At 56.6% G+C, this 20,392-nt stretch carries 12 protein-coding genes; 2 read left to right on the top strand and 10 right to left on the bottom strand.

The features are described 5' to 3' along the window. Position 1: 1 nt before the first annotated feature. On the bottom strand, positions 2-472 hold the full coding sequence (gene tsaE / locus M5B99_RS08110) for a tRNA (adenosine(37)-N6)-threonylcarbamoyltransferase complex ATPase subunit type 1 TsaE (RefSeq protein WP_248803550.1): 471 nt from the start codon (positions 470-472) through the stop codon (positions 2-4). Continuing rightward, on the bottom strand, positions 460-1,320 hold the full coding sequence (locus M5B99_RS08105) for an NAD(P)H-hydrate dehydratase (protein WP_248803549.1): 861 nt from the start codon (positions 1,318-1,320) through the stop codon (positions 460-462). The genes tsaE and M5B99_RS08105 overlap by 13 nt, the downstream gene beginning before the upstream one ends. Positions 1,321-1,383: 63 nt before the next feature. On the opposite strand from M5B99_RS08105, the gene queG reads away from it, so the two are divergent. After that, positions 1,384-2,457, top strand: a complete 1,074-nt coding sequence (gene queG, locus M5B99_RS08100; protein ID WP_248803548.1) for a tRNA epoxyqueuosine(34) reductase QueG — start codon at positions 1,384-1,386, stop codon at positions 2,455-2,457. A 9-nt stretch (positions 2,458-2,466) separates the two neighbouring features. Here queG and M5B99_RS08095 read toward each other — a convergent pair whose 3' ends face one another. The 6 genes from M5B99_RS08095 to orn all read right to left on the bottom strand — a co-directional run bounded on the left by M5B99_RS08095 (position 2,467) and on the right by orn (position 17,252). Further along, positions 2,467-6,720, bottom strand: coding sequence for a hypothetical protein (locus M5B99_RS08095; RefSeq protein ID WP_248803547.1), 4,254 nt, complete (start codon positions 6,718-6,720; stop codon positions 2,467-2,469). Between the two features lie 13 nt (positions 6,721-6,733). Continuing rightward, positions 6,734-8,578 (bottom strand): hypothetical protein, encoded by a 1,845-nt coding sequence (locus tag M5B99_RS08090; protein ID WP_248803546.1) that lies wholly within the window; start codon positions 8,576-8,578, stop codon positions 6,734-6,736. A gap of 12 nt (positions 8,579-8,590) precedes the next feature. Further along, positions 8,591-11,611, bottom strand: a complete 3,021-nt coding sequence (locus M5B99_RS08085) for a hypothetical protein (RefSeq protein ID WP_248803545.1) — start codon at positions 11,609-11,611, stop codon at positions 8,591-8,593. Positions 11,612-11,664: 53 nt separating this feature from the next. Further along, the gene (locus M5B99_RS08080) at positions 11,665-15,693 is read right to left on the bottom strand and encodes a hypothetical protein (protein WP_248803544.1); all 4,029 of its coding nucleotides are present in this window, start codon (positions 15,691-15,693) and stop codon (positions 11,665-11,667) included. 200 nt (positions 15,694-15,893) lie between these two features. Then, entirely contained in the window at positions 15,894-16,508 is a 615-nt protein-coding gene (locus M5B99_RS08075) for a trimeric intracellular cation channel family protein (RefSeq protein WP_248803624.1), read from the bottom strand. A gap of 201 nt (positions 16,509-16,709) precedes the next feature. Next, complete coding sequence (gene orn / locus M5B99_RS08070; RefSeq protein ID WP_248803543.1) at positions 16,710-17,252, bottom strand: oligoribonuclease; 543 nt, start codon at positions 17,250-17,252, stop codon at positions 16,710-16,712. A gap of 110 nt (positions 17,253-17,362) precedes the next feature. On the opposite strand from orn, the gene rsgA reads away from it, so the two are divergent. Beyond that, positions 17,363-18,394, top strand: a complete 1,032-nt coding sequence (gene rsgA / locus M5B99_RS08065) for a small ribosomal subunit biogenesis GTPase RsgA (RefSeq protein WP_248796027.1) — start codon at positions 17,363-17,365, stop codon at positions 18,392-18,394. A 60-nt stretch (positions 18,395-18,454) separates the two neighbouring features. Here rsgA and motB read toward each other — a convergent pair whose 3' ends face one another. After that, positions 18,455-19,489: a flagellar motor protein MotB gene (motB, locus tag M5B99_RS08060; RefSeq protein ID WP_248803542.1), complete on the bottom strand. Its 1,035-nt coding sequence runs from the start codon at positions 19,487-19,489 to the stop codon at positions 18,455-18,457. A gap of 3 nt (positions 19,490-19,492) precedes the next feature. After that, a complete protein-coding gene (gene motA, locus M5B99_RS08055; RefSeq protein ID WP_248803541.1) occupies positions 19,493-20,344 on the bottom strand; it encodes a flagellar motor stator protein MotA in 852 nt (283 codons plus the stop codon). Between the last annotated feature and the right edge of the window lie 48 nt (positions 20,345-20,392).

The following is a 20,392-nucleotide window of genomic DNA, read 5'->3' as shown; positions in this document are numbered from 1 at the left end:
TTTATTTGATTTCCAATGCCAGATCGGCACACCAGGAGTCGCCTCGCGCGCCCTGGGACAACAGATACAGCGAACGACCGCCATTATGCGGGCTAATGGTAATGGTCAGGTCGGGCTTTGGCAAAAAGCCCTCGCCGCGCCGGGGCCACTCCACCAGACACAGGGCCGCGCCGTCGAAATAGTCGCGAATGCCCATGTATTCCAGCTCCTCCGGGTCGACCAGGCGATACAGATCGAAATGGAAGGCGCGGATATCGCCGATTTCGTACGGTTCAACCAGCGTAAACGTCGGGCTTTTCACCGCGCCGGCATGACCGAGGCCGCGAATGATGCCGCGGGACAGGGTGGTCTTGCCGGCGCCGAGATCGCCTTCAAGGAAAACAACCCCGACGCCACGGGTCACCTCGGCGATTTTCCGGCCGAACGCAACCATGGCCTCTTCATCGGGCAGTTGAAGGGTTAGTTCAGACACGGTGATTGCTCCTCCAGCAACTGTCGAATGACCGGAATCAGATCGCTGGCCGCCAGTCCACGGCCGTTTTTACCCAACTGCTCGCCGGCACTGGCGTGCAGCCATACCGCCAGGCAGGTGGCTTGGTAGGCCGGCAGGCCCTGGGCCCGCAGGGCGCCGAGCAAACCGGACAGGACATCACCGAGCCCGGCGGTGGCCATGGCCGGATGGCCGCGCTCGCAGATCGACAGGCGCCCGTCCGGCGCGGCAACCAGGCTGCCCGCGCCCTTGAGCACGCAGACCGCCTGGTACTGCCGGGCCAGCCGGCGCGCGGCGGCGGGACGATCGGCCTGCACGGCGGCCGTGGAAATCCCCAGCAAGCGTGCCGCTTCTCCGGGATGCGGGGTGATCACGCTGTCCGCCGGCAGCGCGAAACCGCCCGCGGCCAGCAGGTTCAAGGCGTCGGCATCCCAGACTTGCGGCAACCCGGCATTGACCGCCAGCGACAACAGGCTGCGGCTCCAAGCGGACTGGCCGAGCCCCGGACCGACCACCAGCACGCTGGCCCGGGCCAGCAGCGTCATCAACTGATTGGCCGACTCGATCCCCAGCGCCATCACTTCCGGCAGCCGAGCCAGAGACGCCGCCACATGCTCCGCACGGGTCGCCAGGGACACCAACCCCGCGCCGTTGCGCAAGGCTGTTTCAGCACCCAGCAGGATCGCGCCGCCGAAACCCCGGTCGCCGCCGATCAACAGCACATGACCGAACTGCCCCTTGTGGGCGTCCAGTTCCCGTGCGGGAAGGCTCGGCAGCGTGGCGAGGGTCAATGACTGAATATCGGAAAAAGGTGGTTTGGTCTGCGGCATGCGTCGTCGAGCTCTGATGTCTGGCAGAATTATACGCACCAAAGCCTAGGTTTCTCCTGTCTCATGCCTGTAAATAGCGTCGACCTTCCCGCCCTCGCCCAATCCATCAAGGAATGGGGCCGCGAACTGGGCTTTCAGCAAGTCGGCATCGCCGGTCTCGAACTGGGCGAGCATGAACAGCACCTGCAACGCTGGCTCGACGCCGGCTATCACGGTGACATGGATTACATGGGCGCCCACGGCAGTAAACGCTCGCATCCCGAAGAGCTGGTACCCGGCACATTGCGGGTGGTGTCGTTGCGCATGGACTACCTGCCGGGCGACACACAGATGGCCCGGCGCCTGGGCCAACCGGAAAAGGCCTATGTCTCGCGCTACGCCCTGGGCCGCGACTATCACAAGCTGATCCGCAAGCGCCTGCAACAACTCGCCGAGCGCATCCAGCAGGTCATCGGGCCGTTTGGCTACCGGGCCTTCGTCGACAGTGCGCCGGTGTTGGAAAAAGCTATCGCCGAACAGGCCGGGCTCGGCTGGATCGGCAAAAACACCCTGGTGCTCAATCGCAAGGCCGGCAGCTACTTCTTTCTCGGCGAGCTGTTCGTCGACCTGCCGCTGCCGGTGGATCCCCCCCACGCCACGGAGCATTGCGGACGCTGTACGGCGTGCATGGATATCTGTCCGACGGCGGCGTTCGTCGGCCCCTATGTGCTGGACGCGCGGCGCTGCATTTCGTACCTGACCATCGAGCTGAAGACCGCGATCCCGGAGGATCTGCGCCCATTGATCGGCAACCGGGTATTCGGCTGCGACGATTGCCAGATGGTCTGCCCATGGAACCGCTTCGCCCGCCCGTCCGATGAAGGCGACTTCAAGCCCCGGCACAGCCTGGACAATGCCGGGTTGGCCGAGCTGTTCCTGTGGGACGAAGAGACCTTCCTGAAAAACACCGAGGGCTCGCCGCTGCGCCGGGCGGGCTATGAGCGCTGGCTGCGCAACCTGGCGGTCGGGCTGGGCAATGCACCGTCGACGATTCCGGTGCTGGAGGCGCTCAACCAGCGTCGCGACTATCCCTCGGAGCTGGTTCAGGAGCATGTGCAGTGGGCGCTGCGGCAACATGCGCAGCGCAGCGTCGTTTGACCCCCAATCTCAAATCGAGACCGCAAAACCGCCGACCGACGCCTGGATATCGATCTCGCAACGAACGACCTCCCGCCTCAACAGCAACAGAGATCGGCCCTTCGAGTTTTTCAGGGTAATCCGCGAGCCCTGCCCGACCACCGCCATCACCGGGTGCTGCTCTCCGCTCTTGAACTGGATATGGGCAGGCAATTGCACGGTTCGTACTACCTGCTCCAGCGCACAGGGGGTGTGGCCATCGGTGCTGACCAACCCCAGCTTGAAGGTGCTCTTGTCCTTGAACTTGACGACCTCCAGGGAAGAGCGCGACAAGTCCAACTCGGGAATGCTCGCGCGCGCGTCCTCCTGGCCGGACAGATCCAGGCTGACTTGAGGCAGTGCCTGGAACTCTCCCCCTGGGACGATCAGCTCGGTTCGACCGCCAAAGTTGGAGTCGAGGTCATTTGACGCCATCACACCGCTCTTGAACTGAAGGGTGTAGCTGGTCTCCGGGTACAACCTGACCTGATATTTGTTACGGGCCTGTTCCTCCGGGGACTCCCCCGCTGCCCAGCCGAAAGGATTGACGTTGAGCAGCAGGTGCGGCGTTGCGCCGAATAAAAGAATCGTCGGGATGGGACCAAAATCCAACACTTCCAACCGCGTGTTCGGCGTGGAAGGCATCGTCACCAGCAGTTTTCGCTCTCGTCCCCGGCGCGCTTCCCGACGACGCAGGTACCAGCCCTTGTAAACCTGTCCGGCTTTCCCCCGGCCCTTGGCATCCGCCCAGGTTCTCAGATCATTCGGGCCAAATCCCGACGGCGACAACGTATAACCCCTGGGTTCCCGACGAAAGCCGGCGTCTTGGTTAACCGTACCGATGTCCTTGAGAGGGTTGGTCTGATCATGATCGTCGGCGTCATTGATCATCGGTGTCAGAAACAGATCGATGCCATCCTGATGCAAACCCGTGGCGGGATCACTCCCATCAAAGAGCAGATCCGCCACCCCGCGCATCTGCTGCTGGGTCAGGATCCCTTCCAGCGCCGCAGAGCCGAACATATTGCCGAAGAACAGGCCGACCTTTTCATTCCAACGGTAGTTGTCCAGCTGCGAGAGGCTCACGATCGAATTCAGGATGATATTGACGATCGCCAGCGCAGCCCCCACCAGAATAAGAACGACATTCACCCCGGGCACGCCAATCAGGACAAAGGCCGCCAGGTTCACGCCAAAGGCCGCTGCGTCGATGACCGTCATGGTGATGTAGAGCGCCTGCTCCTCGGCGCTCTTCGCCAGTTGGGTACCTTCGACATTGCGATGGAGACTCACTGCGGTGAACAGCACATCCAGGGGTAGCAGCACCTTGTTCATCTTGAAGAAGAGCTGGTCCAACCGCGGTCGCCAGAGCGCCCGGGTAGCACTGGAGGCCAGACGCAGGGCCAGCAACGGTCCGATATCAGTGGTGAAATCAAAGACCCCTTTGACCACCGCCAGCGAATCACTGACGGTGAAAACCCCTGACCTGGCAGATGAAAAATCAAGGTGGAAAGGCTGGGTTCGGAAATCCGCAAAAACCCCAAAAGCACCCAATAGTCGGCTGGAGCCAGTGGCGATACGGGCGGAGGTCTTCAAAACCAAAGACGAGAGTGTTTTCTTCTGGATGCTGGTTTTGGCGCGATTCAGATTGTCCTGGGTCTCTTGCAGACGCTTCAGGGACTGCGAGTCGTTGAGAATGCCCCTCTTGCTTTTCAGATTGTTTTCCAGCTCTCCCAGGGCGGGAAGAATCCTTGCTTCCTTGCCCCCATCGAGCAGCGCTCTCAGCTCCCACGTCGACACGCCAAGCTGCTCGCAGCCCAAGAGGCCGCGATACAAGGGCGCGCCGAGTATTACCCTCAGCCCGGTCCAGTCATGCTTGGGTTTTTGAACTTTGCTGAACGTATCCTCTGGCACACTGACTTCAGAAAACAGGTGAATTTTATCCACCTCGATCCCGGTCATCTCCCGATACTCCTGCTTGGTCGCGACAAACAGGATCTCCGCCAACTGCTGGTTATAATAGGAAACCCACGCATAATTGTCCGGCTGCACGTCAAACACCGGCGGCTGGTGCGGACTATAAAATGGAAAGTCCCGAAACTCCCTGTACACGACACCTAGATGGGCCCTGAACCCCTTGAGGATCGACTGTCGTTTATAGTGGTATCTCGGGTCCAGCGGATCAAGAAGAAACTTGATCCGATTTTCTCGTTTCAGATCATCCAAAGCCTGCTTGTATATTTGACTGTTGAGCTCGGCGGCATCATCACTGGTCCGACTGGGCGCCAGAGCGCGATAGCGATTTTTCACCGCCGCATAATATTCATGCAACAAACGCATCGTTTCAAATGTATTAACCCGCAAAAAGGCGGTGGCGCCTTCCGGCTTGATCGAGGCGCTCTCATAAAACAGACGCTCTGTCGCCGCAACGTGTTGTTCCCTGTCCAGCGGGCCAAAGGGCGGTGACGGTATTTCAAGAATAGCGCTTGCCTCAACCCTTCTCCTTTTTTTCTCCTCCCTCAGGCCTTGCTCATAAACTTTATAATCCACCGTCCTTTGCTTTGTTGCCTCATCCAATGCCTCCTCCGAGACCATCCCACCTTGAAAGGCCTCACCGACCAGGCTGTCGATGGAGAATACACGAGTCTCTTTTAAAAATTCCTGAACATAGGCCTCATTGAAATCCAAGCCACCGGCCCGGGATAAAAAACCGGTAAACTCACGAGCACGCATGGCGCTCATGATATTCAACACAACCCCAGGAAAGGGGGCGATTGTATGGACGGCATCCACGACGGCGAACGGAATCAGATCCAGCCCGGAATTGTAGGCCAAGGCCGTATGAGGACTGCACACAACGGTTATATTAGGCACCCAGTTCCTTTCAACACCGTCGCCACCCACAACCTTGAAGCGCCCGTCCTCCAGGCATTGTTGCAAAAATAGAACGGCCACATATTCCGCCATGGCCTTGGGGAAATGGCAGGCCGTGAAATTAATACACTTCAGCTCCTTGAACCTGGCGGGAGCCCTGCCAAACGTACGTGAAAAATTACTGTATATCCAACTGGCAATTCTCTCAGGGTTAGAGACACCACTCAGGCCAAAAATATCTGCATGCGCGACTACATGGATGGTTCCATCAAATGGTATTTCGCCAGCGCCTGGACTGATGTAATCAATCGGCAACAGGTCAATGAATTTCGGCCGAGCCCTGCCCCAGAGTGCATTGACTTCCGGTGATTGGACCCTATGGTAGTGACTGATCGTGTACACCCCAAAGCCTTGATCGCGGGTAATGCGCCGATCCAGGTTGTCTTTTCTGAAGCGCACAAAATCCTTATCCAGATTCTCGAGGTAGCGCTGCACGGTTTCTGGATCGCCGGCCCCTACACTATGAGGATCCACGAGATCGGCAATGAAGGGATAAAGGGCGGTATCAAGCCGCCACCTGTAACTACTGACATCGGCCGCGATCATGGCTTTCAGCGCAATAGAAAATCTGGTCAGATCCGCGGAATGTTTCAGCCCACCTTTACTTTTATAAGAAAAATACAAACCGATAAGGTCCATGGAAACGGGCTCTTCATAAGTAGCCAACGCCCTATAAAGCTTGACACTGGCGATGTCTTCGCCAATCAGCAGGGTCAGTGACTTTTTTGCAGCGCGCCTCACCCGCGCGACAGACCAGGCACCGGTATCCGGTAAGTCAACACCTAGAGACACCCTCACCTTTTTCTGGACGAGCCCCAGGTAATAAAGCGCAATCAGACCTTTCAAAAAACTCAGCTCTTGCCTTTTTTGAATAATGTGCGCTCCCTGCACGTCGGCCAGCGCGACAAACTCTTCAAGCAAGGCCAGGCTGATCAACGCCCGCGCACCGGCCCCTTTTCTTTTCAATAAATCTGACTGAAGCTCAGAATAGCTCGCCCTCAAGGCGTCACTCATTTCCTTCCAGAGCAAGAAGGACGAAATATCTTTGGCGAAATCAAAACTCCATTGATCTCGGAAGCCTGGGTAAATCACTCGATCTTGCTCACGCCCTTGAGTATGAATCTCACCCAGTGTGTACGTACTTCCGCCCTGCGTTGCTCTAATCAACCGACCGGCCAGATGAATCCCAGGAACAACAATAGCGTACGACTTCAAGAGCTTGATAATCGCGTCAAGATAACCCAGGTTTTCCTTGCTCAGCCCAGCACCCGATATTTCGTACTGATTCAAACTATAATCAAACGTCAACATGGGCAGATGCCTCCTAAGCCTTCAGCGTTTTTTTATATTGCGCTATCAGAGGATTAAGCGAGCCAGAAAAACCGAGATGAACCAATGTTTTCACATTATAGTCCCGGTCCGGCTTGTCACCGCCCGTGACGAGCCCCTCGCGCTGCCATAACGCGGTATTCCAGAGCCCCAGACTTTTGACCGCGATCATCGGCCCTTCCATCGCGAACGCCCCCAGGCCGAGCTCAAGGATGACCTCATCGAGGTACACGGCTGCCTGATCGGCAACCTGCGTAACGGTATAGCTCAAGGCTGCTACCAAGGCCCCGGAAAGGTCACTCTCGGCGCGCGCGAAAAACAAATTGAATACTGTCCGATCGTCACTCAGGGACAGCAGCAGGAAGCCGGGAAAATCTTTTAAGTCAGTACCGCCCTGGTCATGACCTTGGGCATCTTTGAAAACGACTTTTTCCTCATAACTCAACTCGGCGCCCGCGGCATCAACATTCATGCGCCTTAATACTTGCACCATGAAGACGACAGCACTCGTCGACGTGGAAGTCTTGAGGCGAAGCATGCCAATAGTGTCGCGGCGCTCGTAAAGCCTTTTTTTATCTTCGTTCAGTTTGAGCTGAAGACGACGAATCGTGTCTTTTATCCGGCTCTCGACTTCAAAATTTGACACTGCCAACTGCTTCATGAAATGCGGGAGCCTGTGGCTCAGTGTGCTGGCGCTGATGATGTCCGCAAGGGTGCCATCCTTATAGTCAGAGGAAAGGACAAAAGGCCTGGCCGGGTCAAAGGCTTCTATGTCCTTTACAATTTTATAGAAACTCAACCACTGCTGGCGTCGTAACAGAACCGGCTCTGACCTGGCCCACGCCTCGATCTGCGCCCTGACGGTGGTGATTTTATATAAATGCGATTCTTTCAACAGGACATTCAACACCAGACTGACAGAGGCCCCCTGCCCGACAGAGGGACGCAAGGTGAGCGAACATTTATTTTTGAAAGCATCAAAATAAAGTCCTTGAGTCACCGCTATTTCAAAATCAGCATTGTTGACAGCATGAAAAAGCCCATGACCCAGTGCATCCCATCTGTTCCTTTCAAATGGGTAGTATGCCGACAACCGCTCCAGTGGTAATTGCCGGTAGCCAAACCCCTTCAGGACCTGTTTTTTTTCATCCAGAAAATCCCTGAAATTCCGTTTGCCCTCCGGTTGTGTGTTCCCTCGCCAGGCCGCCACCCGCTCCAGTTTCAAAGAGTGTCGACCGTTTTTGACAGACGAGGGGATGGTATTGAACTGGAACTCGGTAAAGCCTGAGAAAAAATCCTTAAAGCTTTCGCCAAACCCATCCAGGATAAAAGGTGCCTCCCCGGCCTTTTGCGTATTCCAGACTTTGACTGTCGAAACACCGTCTTGGGTTTCCAGCTTAACAATGCAGGGTTGCGCATGGGAAAACATCAGCGGCTCAGCCTTCCCCGAGACAGTGCGGGTCGCCACCTTCACCGCACTTTTAGCCCGCCGGCTCGCCAATGAAACATTTCCCTGTTCATCCTCCTCCCATATCCTCAGCATGAGATACAACTGATCATTCAGACAGACCAGGGTGAAACCACGGCCTTCTCGATAAGCGAACACACGCTCATCCGCTGCGCCTTCGCGTTGCCCATCGCTATAATGATCCTGCCTCTCTTCGCCCATCCAGATGTTCGGTTTAGCCACAAGACTGGCAGAGTCGACATCCTGTTCCTGCCAGACCGCGTTGACACTGGTGAACTCAAAGCTGAACGTATAGTTCTTTTCGCCATAAAAAGGACAAGCCACCTTATAGCGGTCCTCGTTCATCTCCAACGGTTTGATTTGCGCAGACATCCGTGTCCCTCCTTATTCCTTTTCGACCACATCGTACGAGCCGATCTGGTCTTTCAGGGAGGCCTTTACCGACCCCTCCTGGACGACGCGATCAGCCAATTGGGTAAACCCTTGTTGCAACAGCGGCTCGGGAAGAACCGACCGAAGTCTATACGCCTCTTCTCGGTCATTCAGTTCCATCCCTCTCAGGGACTCAATTAACTGATCGGCGCTGAATGTGCCTTCTGCCAGGGCCAGGCTGACGCGGCTTTGTCTGCTCTTGTCCCAGGCGACCAGTCCTTTCAAACAAATCGTCAGCAGGTAGGCTTCACGTTCCAGAAAAAAGAACAGGTCATCCTCCTGGATTTGCGCCGCGGTAAAACTGACACCCGGTGCGGAAACGAAGTTGAACGCGTCTTTTTGGGTGGACAGGAAAATAACTTTGTTGCCGCCCAACAGGCTGGAGATCTCAATGGTATTTCGGTAGCCATTGGCAATCACATTGTCGGTGCCGCCCTGGTTGAGATAGAAAAAATTCTCGGGGAGATTGCCGATCAGCTGGGTTTCATTCTTACCGCCATGAAGATAAGCCACCTCGCCACGGGCGATAAGAATATCTTGCCCCTCCTCACTGGGATAAACCGCTGTATTGACCTTACCCAGAATAGTGTTGCGCAACACATACTCGGTCTTGCCATTCCACTGACGAACCACGGTTTTTTCACCCAAGACCTCGCGACTCAGATCCACTTGCCGACGCCACTGAATCTTGCCGTCGCCTGGCGACACCTCCAAGGTGTAAAGGCGACCTTTTATCTCGATTTCCAAAAACTCACCGATCGGCTCTTTCAGAAAGTTGACCAGGGTCAGTGAGCCTTCCTTGATCGCCGCGTGACTGTCCTCCAGCCAGGCCAGGACGGCCGAATCCCGGGTTGTCGCCAGCTCCTTCCAGGGATCGACAAACATGGCCCACTCCAGAACGATACTCCCCCAACGCTCGTGCTCCGGCCCCGGCACCTGGATAACGATATTTTCCAGCTCGACCCCGATGAGTTTCAGACGAGAAGGCGCCAGCCCTCGCCGAAAGTCTTCTTCCGCCGCGAAATCGAAGGTGGTGTGGGAGTCCCACATCAGATACAGGGTGTTGGGCGAACCGCGACCTTGAACCTTACTACGGCCCTGCCCCACATACAGGGTATTGGAGAACTGCGGGTCCAGTTCATATTCATGATTGCCTTTCAAACAAGGGATATAGCTATAGGGATTGAATTTCCCCTCGATCGCCAGGAAATACGGAGCGTCATAGGCACCGCCTTCAAACTCCCTCTCGGCGCGGTAGGAATAAGGCGAAGGGGTTGCCGAAAGCGCGTCTTTTTTCATCCAGATGCAAAACACCAGGATGTCGACGCCACGCCACCAGCCGACCTCATCCTCCACCCGTTTTTTTTCCGACCATTTCGTGCCGAACAGCTTTCTCCCAGTCTTGGAGTAGCCATGGATGGAAACATTTTTTCCGATTGCCTCGGGAAAGCCTCGGACCATGAAGACATCTTGTGCCATGCGTTCAAAAGAAAACGGAATGGCCGTATAGGCCAACGTGTGATCATCAAGGAAGCCTTCCAGGTGGGCGTCGGCGATCGCCGGGGTGACGTCCAAGTCCTCGTAAGGAAGATCCAGTTCTTTTACCCGTTTCTCGAATGTCACCTTCTGGTTGTAATAAAAATCGACCTCGGAGAAAAACAGCTGATCAACGGCAACGAACGGCAATAGAGAGGAAAGGTCAAGTCGATAATAGGAGGCCGAGCCGTTCTCCTTCAAAGGGTCTTTGATATCTATTTCGAAGAAATAGGCTTTCCCTTGCGCCGCCAGATTGAATAGCCGGCGCGAATTCACATCCTCGCTGACTGCTCTGAAATGGCAACGGCCAATGTATTTCTCATTCGCTACAACTTGATAGTTTGCATCGAGGATTTCATACGAGATATTAACCAGCGTTGAGGTGGGCGCCGTCTCAAAGTAGGTCAGGCCTTTCGCCCGCAAAAAAGACCTCTTGTCCAGGTAGGCCACCGGAGCGAGTGAGGTCATATCAATCAGGAGCTCATGCTGGTTTTTCTCCAGCGCACTCGAAAGATCGATTCTTTGAAGACTGTTGTAGGTCACCTCCATGGCGGAGTCATAAAGGACCCTGAACCGCGGGAAGGGGATATTCAGGTACTTGAATACCCCCTTGCCATCCAGCGGAAATTTAAGGTAAAGAAAATCAAGGGCATGAGCTTTATTGATGGCCTGCATGTCGACAAGCTGATGGCTTGATGCCGTAACCTTGACCTGCAAAAAATCTTTTTTATCGTCCTCAAACGCTTCGATCCGAGCGCCGCTACGCGTCGTGATGCGATAGGAAAACTGCAAGGCGCTCAAATTGAAGGCCGATGCCGGGGCACTCGACCGAAGAACGAAGCCTTTGGATTTGGCTTTTTTTATCTCGGCAAAGCTCAGATACCCCGATGTCGGCAGTGTCGGCTGTCCATCATAGCGCGTCAGCGTGATCTCATAATTGACCAGCGTATCCGACGGATGGCGGTCGAGATCCGCTTCCCTTTCTGCATTGAACAGCAGCACGGTCGTATCGTAAGGGCGACTGGCGGCGCTCCCTAGATAAACCGCTTCGTTGTTTCCCGGAACCCGCAGCTCAGGCAAATCCATTTCCAGCACATGATACAAGCGCTTTCCATAATAAAGATCGGGATTCAAGGTAATGGTCTGGTTCTGCAAGACAATCTTCAGGTCTCGTTCGATGTTCTTTCTCAACATCAACTCATCGCCTTTAACCTCGGTGACAAAGAAATTCCCCTCCAAAGACACTTGCAGCTTAGACTGATCACGGTCTTCCACTTTAAATGATTGCTTGTTAATAGCGGTCACCCGAGGATCCAGCCGGGTGGTAATGTCATGATAGCGAAGTGAAGTGTCCGTTAGGATCAGCTCGACTTTATCCAGTTTGGAGTCCGCCGCCGCACCATGCCCTGTAATTTTTACTACTTTCCTGTCACTCATCACTTATATTCCCTTAAAGTGTTTTGAGGCTGTGCAAAACGCCAGGCGCACCGCTAAATGGAAACCGCAAAACGGCTGACCGACGCCTGGATATCGATCTCGCAACGAGCGACATTGCGTCTCAACAGCAGCAGGGACCGTCCCTTCGAATTTCTCAAGGTAATCCGCGAGCCCTCCCCGACCACCGCCATCACCGGGTGCTGCTCTCCGCTCTTGAACTGGATATGGGCGGGCAATTGCACGGTTCGCACTACTTGCTCCAGCGCACAGGGGGTGTGGCCATCGGTGCTGACCAGATCCAGCTTGAAGGCGCTCTTGTCCTTGAACTTGACGACCTCCAGGGAAGACCGCGACAAGTCCAACTCGGGAATGCTCACGCGCGCGTCTTCCTGGCTCGGCAGATCCAGGCTGACTTGAGGCAGTGCCTGGAATGCTTCCTCTGGGACCATCAGTTCGGTTCGACTGCCGAAGTTGGAGTCGAGGTCCCTTGATGCCATCACGCTGCTCTTGAACTGCAGGGTGTAACTGGTCTCGGGGTGCAGCCTGACCTGGTATTTGTTGCGGGCCCGTTCCTCCGGGGACTCTCCCGCAGCCCAACCGAAAGGATTGACGTTCAGCAGCAGGTGCGGGGTGGCGCCGAATAACAGGATCGTCGGGATCGGGCCAAAATCCAGCACTTCCAACGGTTTGTTCGGCGTCGAAGGCATCGTCACCATCAGCTTTCGCTCCCGCCCTCGGCGCACTTCCCGGCGACGCAGGTACCAGCCTTTGTGAACCTGTTCGGTTTTCCCCCTGTCCTTGGCATCCGGCCAGGACTTCAGATCATCCGGGCCAAACCCCGAAGGTGACAACGTGTAACCCCTGGGTTCCTGGCGAAAGCTGGCGTCTTGGTTAACCGTACCGACGTCCTTGAGAGGGTTGGTCTGATCATGATCGTCGGCGTCATTGATCATCGGTGTCAGAAACAGATCGATGCCATCGTCCTGCAAACCCGTGGTGACATCACTCCCATCAAAGAGCTGGTCCGCCACCCTGCGCATCTGCTGCTGGGTCAGGATCCCTTCCAGCGCCGCAGAGCCGAACATATTGCTGAAGAACAGGCCGACCTTTTCATTCCAGCGGTAGTTGTCCAGCTGCGAAAGGCTAACGATCGAATTCAGGATGATATTGACGATGGCCAGCGCCGCCCCCAGAAGAACAAGAACGACATTCAGCCCGGGAACGCCAATCAGGACAAATGCCGCCAGGTTCACCCCAAAGGCCGCCGCATCGATGACCGTCATGGTGATATAGAGCACTTGTTCTTCGGCGGTCTTGGCCAATTGAGCGCCTTCGATGTTGCGATAGAGACTCACCGCGGTGAACAGCACATCCAGGGGCAACAGCACCTTGTTCATCTTGAAGAAGAGTTGGTCCAGCCTGGGCCGCCAGAGCGCCCGGGTGGCACTGGAGGCCAGACGCAAGGCCAGCACCGGCCCGATATCCGTGGTGAAATCAAAGACCCCTTTGACCACCGCCAGCGAATCACTGACGGTGAAGACCCCTGACCTGGCAGATGAAAAATCAAGGTGGAAAGGCTGGGTTCGGAAATCCGCAAAAACCCCGAACGCCCCCAGTAACCGACTGGTGCCGGTGGCCACGCGCGCGCTGCTCTTCAGGACCCTGGGTGAGATTTCCTTTTTCTGGATACTGCTTTTGGCGCGGCGGAGCTGTTCCTGGGTTTCTTGCAAGTTTCCCAGGGACCGTGAGTCATCAAGTAGTGCCTTCTTGCGACTCAGGTTGTTTTCCAACTGATCCAGGGCCGGCAGGATCTTCGTTTCGTCCCCCCCCTCGAGCAAGGCCCTCAGCGCCCGCGTTGACACCCCGAGCTGTTCGCTGCCCCAGAGACTCTGCCGCAGGGCCGCATTCACAGTCATCATGTCCGACTGAGGAGTGGCCACTTGAAAAGAATGGAACTCGCTCGGAGCAAACTGTATATACGGATAATTCTTGAAAAACTCACGAGCCGCGAAATCGATATTGATTCCGGTCATCGCCAGATAGTCCTGCTTATCGATCAGGAAAAATTTCCTGTGGGCCACCGCATAGCCAACCTCACTGTTAGGTGTCGGCGAACCACACAACCTGAAAATAATGTCCGATATATACCTTATCTTTCCAGCCCCATAGGGGTCATAAGGATCAATCAGGAATTTTACTTTCGTTTCGTTATAAAGATGATAACCCGCCAGCGGGTCATTGCGGTTTCTTGCCGATTTCAACCCCACCAGGAAACCTATCACTTTTCGAGCGGTTTCGACTTCACCGACGGGCAACAGCCTTGATGCCTCGGCGATGGAGGCTATCTCCACCAATTTTTGAATATCCCCATCCTCTGCGGAGAAATGATCGCTGATCAGTCGAGCACACTCATCAAGCCGTCGGTTACGAATATCGAACTCTGCCTGCGTAAAATTCCTGATGCGGTCGAAGGCTGTTTTCTCGATAGAATGAATATCGCTCGCATTGGCAGAAACCTGCCTCACCGCTAAAACGTGGGTACGTCTCAAATAATCCACGAATGAAAGGTTGTGGGGTTCAGAAAAAGCCCGGGACCAATCAAAATTTTCCTTGATCGCCACTTGAATCCCTGATGAATGATCGATGAGATACCTGAATGCCTTGAGCACATGCCCAGGAAAAACAAGATGCTGCTCTTGCCATGTGCTCGAGCGCGGACGACCGAACAGCAACTGCGACGTCAATACCAAAGAGGTCCTGGGACTGGAAATAATGAGCACATTGGGGATTCTGTCTTTTTCAAAATGAAATAACGCCCGTTCTAGAAGCAGGCAGGTAATGTGCGTGGCCAGCGTCTGAGAAATATGACAGGTTTGAAAGTTGATCACCTTCAGCGCCCTGAGTCCTGCGGCGGCATAAGTATTGAATATATTGTTATATAGCCATTCTGCGACCTTCTCCGGGTGTCCTGAGACACGCCTTTCTAGATCACGACCATGCCCAATAACATTGACAACTCCGTCAAAAGACACACCTGCCGCCGCAGCGGCAGAGTATTTTATAACCAACTCATTATTGCTGATTGAGTAATCCGCCCCCAACTCCAGATAGTGACGGCCGCCAGGCCTGAGGATGCGGCCCAGCTCTCGCCGTCTAAACAGCTCAAGCTCTCCGTGGAGACTGATAAATATCCCTCGCCACGCAGCGGAGCCTTCGGCGGGGAGAGACAGTAGGATTTGTGCCAGGCTCCGTGTTCTCAACGCATTTAGTTGATGGAACCCGGCAAAAAGGGAAGGCGGCATTGACCAGAGATTGATGGAGGACAAAAAGCTTGAAAACTCCTGCCGGGTGTTGATAGTGCCTTTCCAGCGCCTATGGTATTTTGAAATCAACTGCATGCTTGCCGCAGAATCGGGACTTTGCGCGGCAACCAGCTGATAAAGTTTGATATCAGCAACATCATCACCCACCAGAAGATTCAACGCGTGCTCGACGGCGCGCTTGCGACGACTTTTTCTGCCAGATTTCATGGGATTCGCCAGACTCACCCCATGGAAGGCTCTCATCTTCGCCTGTGCGACCCCCAGTTGATAAAGACAGACCAGGCCATTCAGAAAATCCAATTCTTGTTTTTTCACCCTGAAGTGCTCGCCCTCCAGGCTGGCCATGGCGATGAAATCCTGGACCAATACCAAGTTGACCCGATGCGCCTCGCCAGAATTTTCTTCCATCAACGCCGACTTGAGCTGCACATAGGAAGCCGCCAACGCTCGATCCATGTCTTTCCAGAGGAAGAAGGACGTTATATCCCGAACGAAATCAAAGACAAACTCATCTCGAAAGCACGGATAAATAATGCGCTGCTCATGCGCGCCCTGCGTATAAACTGTGCCCAAGGTATAAGTTACTCCCCCTTGGGCAGCACACACCTCCTGACCCTCCAGATAAAGGCTCGGGAAAGAAATGTCATATTTTTTCAGGGCCCGTCTGACTTCATCTAGGCAGGCCAGGCTGTCTTTGCTTAATCCATCACCTGACAGCTCATATTGATTCGTCGCGGAGTCGAACAGTAGCTGACTCATAGATCAAACCTGCCCGGCACAATGACGCGCAAAGAAAGGTCTTCAGGGCGAAGCGACTCAGACATCGTAATATCCTTATTACTACTTTTGAGTCACAAGGCTACTCGCTGTCCTTTTCAAAAGAAAAACGCAATTTGTTGATCCGAACCCACCGATTCAGATCAACAATAAGATTTCAAACAATAAATATATACGCCCTGCTAGGCCTCATCGTTATATACGAACTTCGGCATTTCCCAATGAAAGCGAATCGCCAACAGACGCAGCAGGAAGCCCCCGAACAGCGTGATCAAAATGGCCTGCTCGTGGGGCAGCTGCCAATAGGTGCAACCGAGGAAACACCAGGCCGCCGCGAAGGAGACGCTGGCATAGAGCTCACGACGGAAAACCAACGGAATATCGTTGCAGAAAATATCGCGCAGGACCCCGCCAAACACCCCGGTGATCACCCCACTGACCGAAGCCACCATCAGGCCCTGGCCCATCTCCAGGGCGGTCATGCAACCGATCAGGGTAAAGGCCACCAGGCCCAGGGCGTCGAGCACCAGGAAGAGTGAGCGCAGGTGACGCATCAACGGTGCGATAAACACTGTCACCAGCGCCGCGACCGAGGTCAGCACCAGGTATTCCGGATGCTTGACCCAGGTCAGCGGGTAATGCCCAAGCAGCACGTCGCGTACCGAACCGCCGCCGAGGGCGGTGACGCAGGCAATCAGTACCACGCCGAACCAGTCCATGCCGCGCCGTCCGGCCGAAAGGGCACCGGTCATGGCTTCAGCGGTAATGGCGACGAGGTAGAGCATCAGCAACATGATGGCGATCCGGGCGAGAGAAGGCCCGCAGTCTACTGTCTTGCGCCGCGCACCAAAAGAGCGCGGGCAAGTTCCAATGTCCGCCAGTCAAGCCCGACGCCTATCATTGTGGGAGCGGAGCTTGCCCGCGAAGGGGCCAGTGAAACCGCTGCAAGGCTTCGCGGGCAAGCTCCGCTCCCACACACAATAAGACCGGTCAAACGATCAGAACTTGATGAAGTGCTTGCGGTAGTGCTGCAACTCGGCGATCGATTCGCGGATATCGTCCAGCGCCAGGTGCGTGCTGCCCTTCTGGAAGCTGTCACGCACTTCCGGCGCCCAGCGTGCGGCCAACTCTTTCAAGGTGGAGACATCCAGGTTGCGGTAGTGGAAATAGTTTTCCAGCGCCTTCATGTGGCGGGCGAGAAAACGCCGGTCCTGGCAGATGCTGTTGCCGCAGATCGGCGACTTGCCCTTGGGCACCCACTGCTCCAGGAAGGCGATGGTCTGCGCCTCGGCCTCGGCCATGTCGATCCGGCTGTCGCGCACGCGCTGGGTCAGCCCCGAACCGCCATGCTGGCGGGTGTTCCACTCGTCCATGCCGGCGAGAATCTCATCGCTGTGATGGATCGCGATCACCGGCCCTTCAGCCAGGGTGTTGAGGTTGCTGTCGGTGACGATGGTCGCCATTTCGATGATGACGTCGGTGTCCGGGTTCAGGCCGGTCATCTCCAGGTCGATCCAGATCAGGTTCTGTGGGTTTTGCATGGGTTGGCTCCTCGGCGTAGCCGCACAGTTTAGCGCAGGCCGCGCTTGCCGGGCGTGCTAAACTCGCGACCGCTAGACCCTCCCCGCCGATTCAACGACACGGAACACCCATGGCCAAACGCCAGCTCAACCGCCGCCAGAACTGGCGCATCGAAAAGATCCAGGGCGAACGCGCCGCACGCGCCGCCAAACGCGAGTCCCAGGCCGTGGAAGCACTGGAAGGCGGTGACCTGGGTGCCGAACAGACGGGCCTGGTGATCGCGCACTTCGGCGTGCAGGTCGAAGTCGAGGCGCTGGAGGGTGAGCTCAAGGGCCAGGTGTTCCGCTGCCACCTGCGGGCCAACCTGCCGGCGCTGGTGACCGGCGACCGGGTGGTCTGGCGTGCCGGCAACCAGGGCATCGGGGTGATCGTCGCGCAACTGCCACGCAGCACCGAATTGAAGCGCCCGGACAGCCGCGGCCAGCTCAAGCCGGTGGCCGCCAACGTCGACATGATCGTGATCGTCTTCGCCCCACTCCCCGAGCCCCATGCCAACCTGATCGACCGCTACCTGGTCGCCGCTGAACACGCCGGCATCCGACCGCTGCTGCTGCTGAACAAGTTCGACCTGATCGACGAGCAGAACGCCCCGGCGCTGAATGCGTTGCTGGCGGTCTACCGGCAGTTGGGTTATCCGCTGCTGGAAGTGTCGGCCCACCACGGCAACGGCATGGAACAGTTGCAGCAACAACTGGACGGGCACATCAGCGTGTTCGTCGGCCAGTCCGGGGTCGGCAAGTCCTCGCTGGTCAACAGCCTGCTGCCCGAGGTGGACACCCGCGTCGGCCCGCTCTCGGAGCTCTCCGGCCAGGGCACCCATACCACCACCACCGCGCGGCTGTTCCACTTCCCCGGTGGCGGTGAACTGATCGACTCCCCGGGGATTCGCGAGTTCGGCCTGGGTCACGTGAGCCGTGCCGATGTCGAAGCAGGCTTTATCGAGTTCAACGACCTGATCGGCACCTGCCGTTTCCGCGACTGCAAACATGACCGCGAACCCGGCTGCGCCCTGCTCAAGGCCCTGGAAGACGGCCGTGTGCAGCAACAGCGGATGAACAGCTACCGCTCGATCATCGCCAGCCTGCCGCAAGACAGCTATTGAAGCGTTCGAGCGGATGATGGAAACAACAAGGCCGCGATCATCGCGGCCTTGTTGTCTGGCTTACGAGCCCGTCTTGGGCTGGCCCGGTTCGTCCATCTTCAGCACCCCATCCTCGAAGATGTTCAAGCGTTGCCGCACCTCATGGGCCGGCAGCGGCTGCTTGTCGGCCGGCAGCGCGTTCGGGTCCGCCGGCACCTCACCCGGCGCACCTTGCCCTTCGGTCGGTACCGGCTTGGCATCATCCGTACCCTGCTCGCCTTCGATGGCCTTCTGCGCCTTCTTGGTCAAGACCACGATATCGATGCGACGGTTGACCGGATTGAATGGATCAGCCTTGTCGAACAGCGACGAGGAGGCATAACCCACCACCCGTGCCACTTGCGTGTCCGGGTAGCTGCCGGCCACCAGGGCACGTCGGGCCGCGTTGGCGCGGTTGGCCGACAATTCCCAGTTGCTGAAGCCGCCGGTGCCGGCGTACTGCTTGGCATCGGTGTGACCGCTGATGCTGATCTTGTTCGGCACCGCCTTGATGGTATCGGCCATGGCCAGCAGGATGTCTTCGAAGTAAGGCTTCAGGCGCGCACTGCCGGAGTCGAACATCGGCCGGTTTTCCGCGTCCATGATCTGGATACGCAGGCCGTCCGGGGTGATCTCGAACTTGATCTGGTCCTTGAATTTCTGCAGTTCCGGGCTCTCGTCGACCTTTTTATGCAGCTCCTGCATCAACAATTCCAGGCGCTCTTTCTCCACCTGCTCGGCCATGCTCTCCACCTGATCGGTGTCGACCTTGACCTTGTCCGGCTGCGGCTCGGATTTGACTTCCGGATTGAGGGTCTTGTCCGGTGCCAGCACTGGCGAACCGCCCAGGTCGATGATGTAGGGCGTACCGCTCTCGGAGAAGCCGATCGGGTCCTTGAAATAGCCGGCGATGGCGATCTTCTGTTCCGGGGTCGCGGTGGACAGTAGCCACAGCACCAGGAAGAACGCCATCATCGCCGTCGCGAAGTCGGCGAAGGCGATTTTCCAGGCGCCGCCGTGATGCCCACCGGCAAAGCGCTTGACGCGCTTGATTATGATCGGCTGATTGTTTTCCATGACTCAGCGACCGCGAACCGCTTGTTCCAGCTCGGCGAAGCTGGGACGGTGCTTCGGATACAGGACCTTGCGCCCGAACTCCACCGCCAGCGACGGCGGCATGCCGGAGGCCGAGGCCACCAGGGAAGCCTTGATCGCTTCGTAGATGTTCAGCTCTTCCTTGGCATCGTGGGTCAGGGAGGTCGCCAAGGGGCCAAAGAAACCGTAGGCGGCGAGAATACCGAAGAAGGTACCTACCAGCGCCGCCCCTACGTGCAGGCCGATGGACTTCTGGTCGCCTTCGCCGAGGGAGGCCATGGTCACCACGATCCCCAGTACCGCGGCGACGATACCGAAGCCGGGCATGGCATCGGCGACGCCGGTCACGGCATGGGCCGGATGTTCGAGCTCTTCCTTCATGGAGAACAGCTCCATGTCGAACAGCCCTTCGAGTTCATGGGGCGCCATGTTGCCGGAGGACATGATCCGCAGGTAGTCACAGATGTACGCGGTCATGCGCTCGTCCTTGAGCACCGCCGGGTACTTGGCGAAGATCGGGCTGGCGGCGGCGTCTTCGATATCGCCCTCGATCGCCATCATGCCTTCACGCCGGCTCTTGTTGAGGATCTCGTAGATCAGCCCCAGGACCTCGAGGTAGAAGGTGTGGGTAAACCGCGAACTGAACATGCTCAAGGACTTCTTGACCACGTGCATCGTCATGTAGCCCGGGTTGGCCTGCAGGAACGCACCGAAGGCCGCACCGGCGATGATCATCACCTCGAAGGGCTGGATCAGTGCGGCAATCTTGCCATGGGAAAGCACGTACCCGCCGAGCACGCTCGCGAATACGACAATGATGCCGATAATTTTAGCCATAGGTAGAGAGCACTTACTGAGTCGGGTTCAAGGTCATATTCGGAAGTT

The organism is Pseudomonas sp. MWU13-2100, from assembly GCF_023242365.1.
Taxonomy (GTDB): Bacteria; Pseudomonadota; Gammaproteobacteria; order Pseudomonadales; family Pseudomonadaceae; genus Aquipseudomonas.
This window is presented reverse-complemented; position numbering and strand designations above follow the sequence as displayed.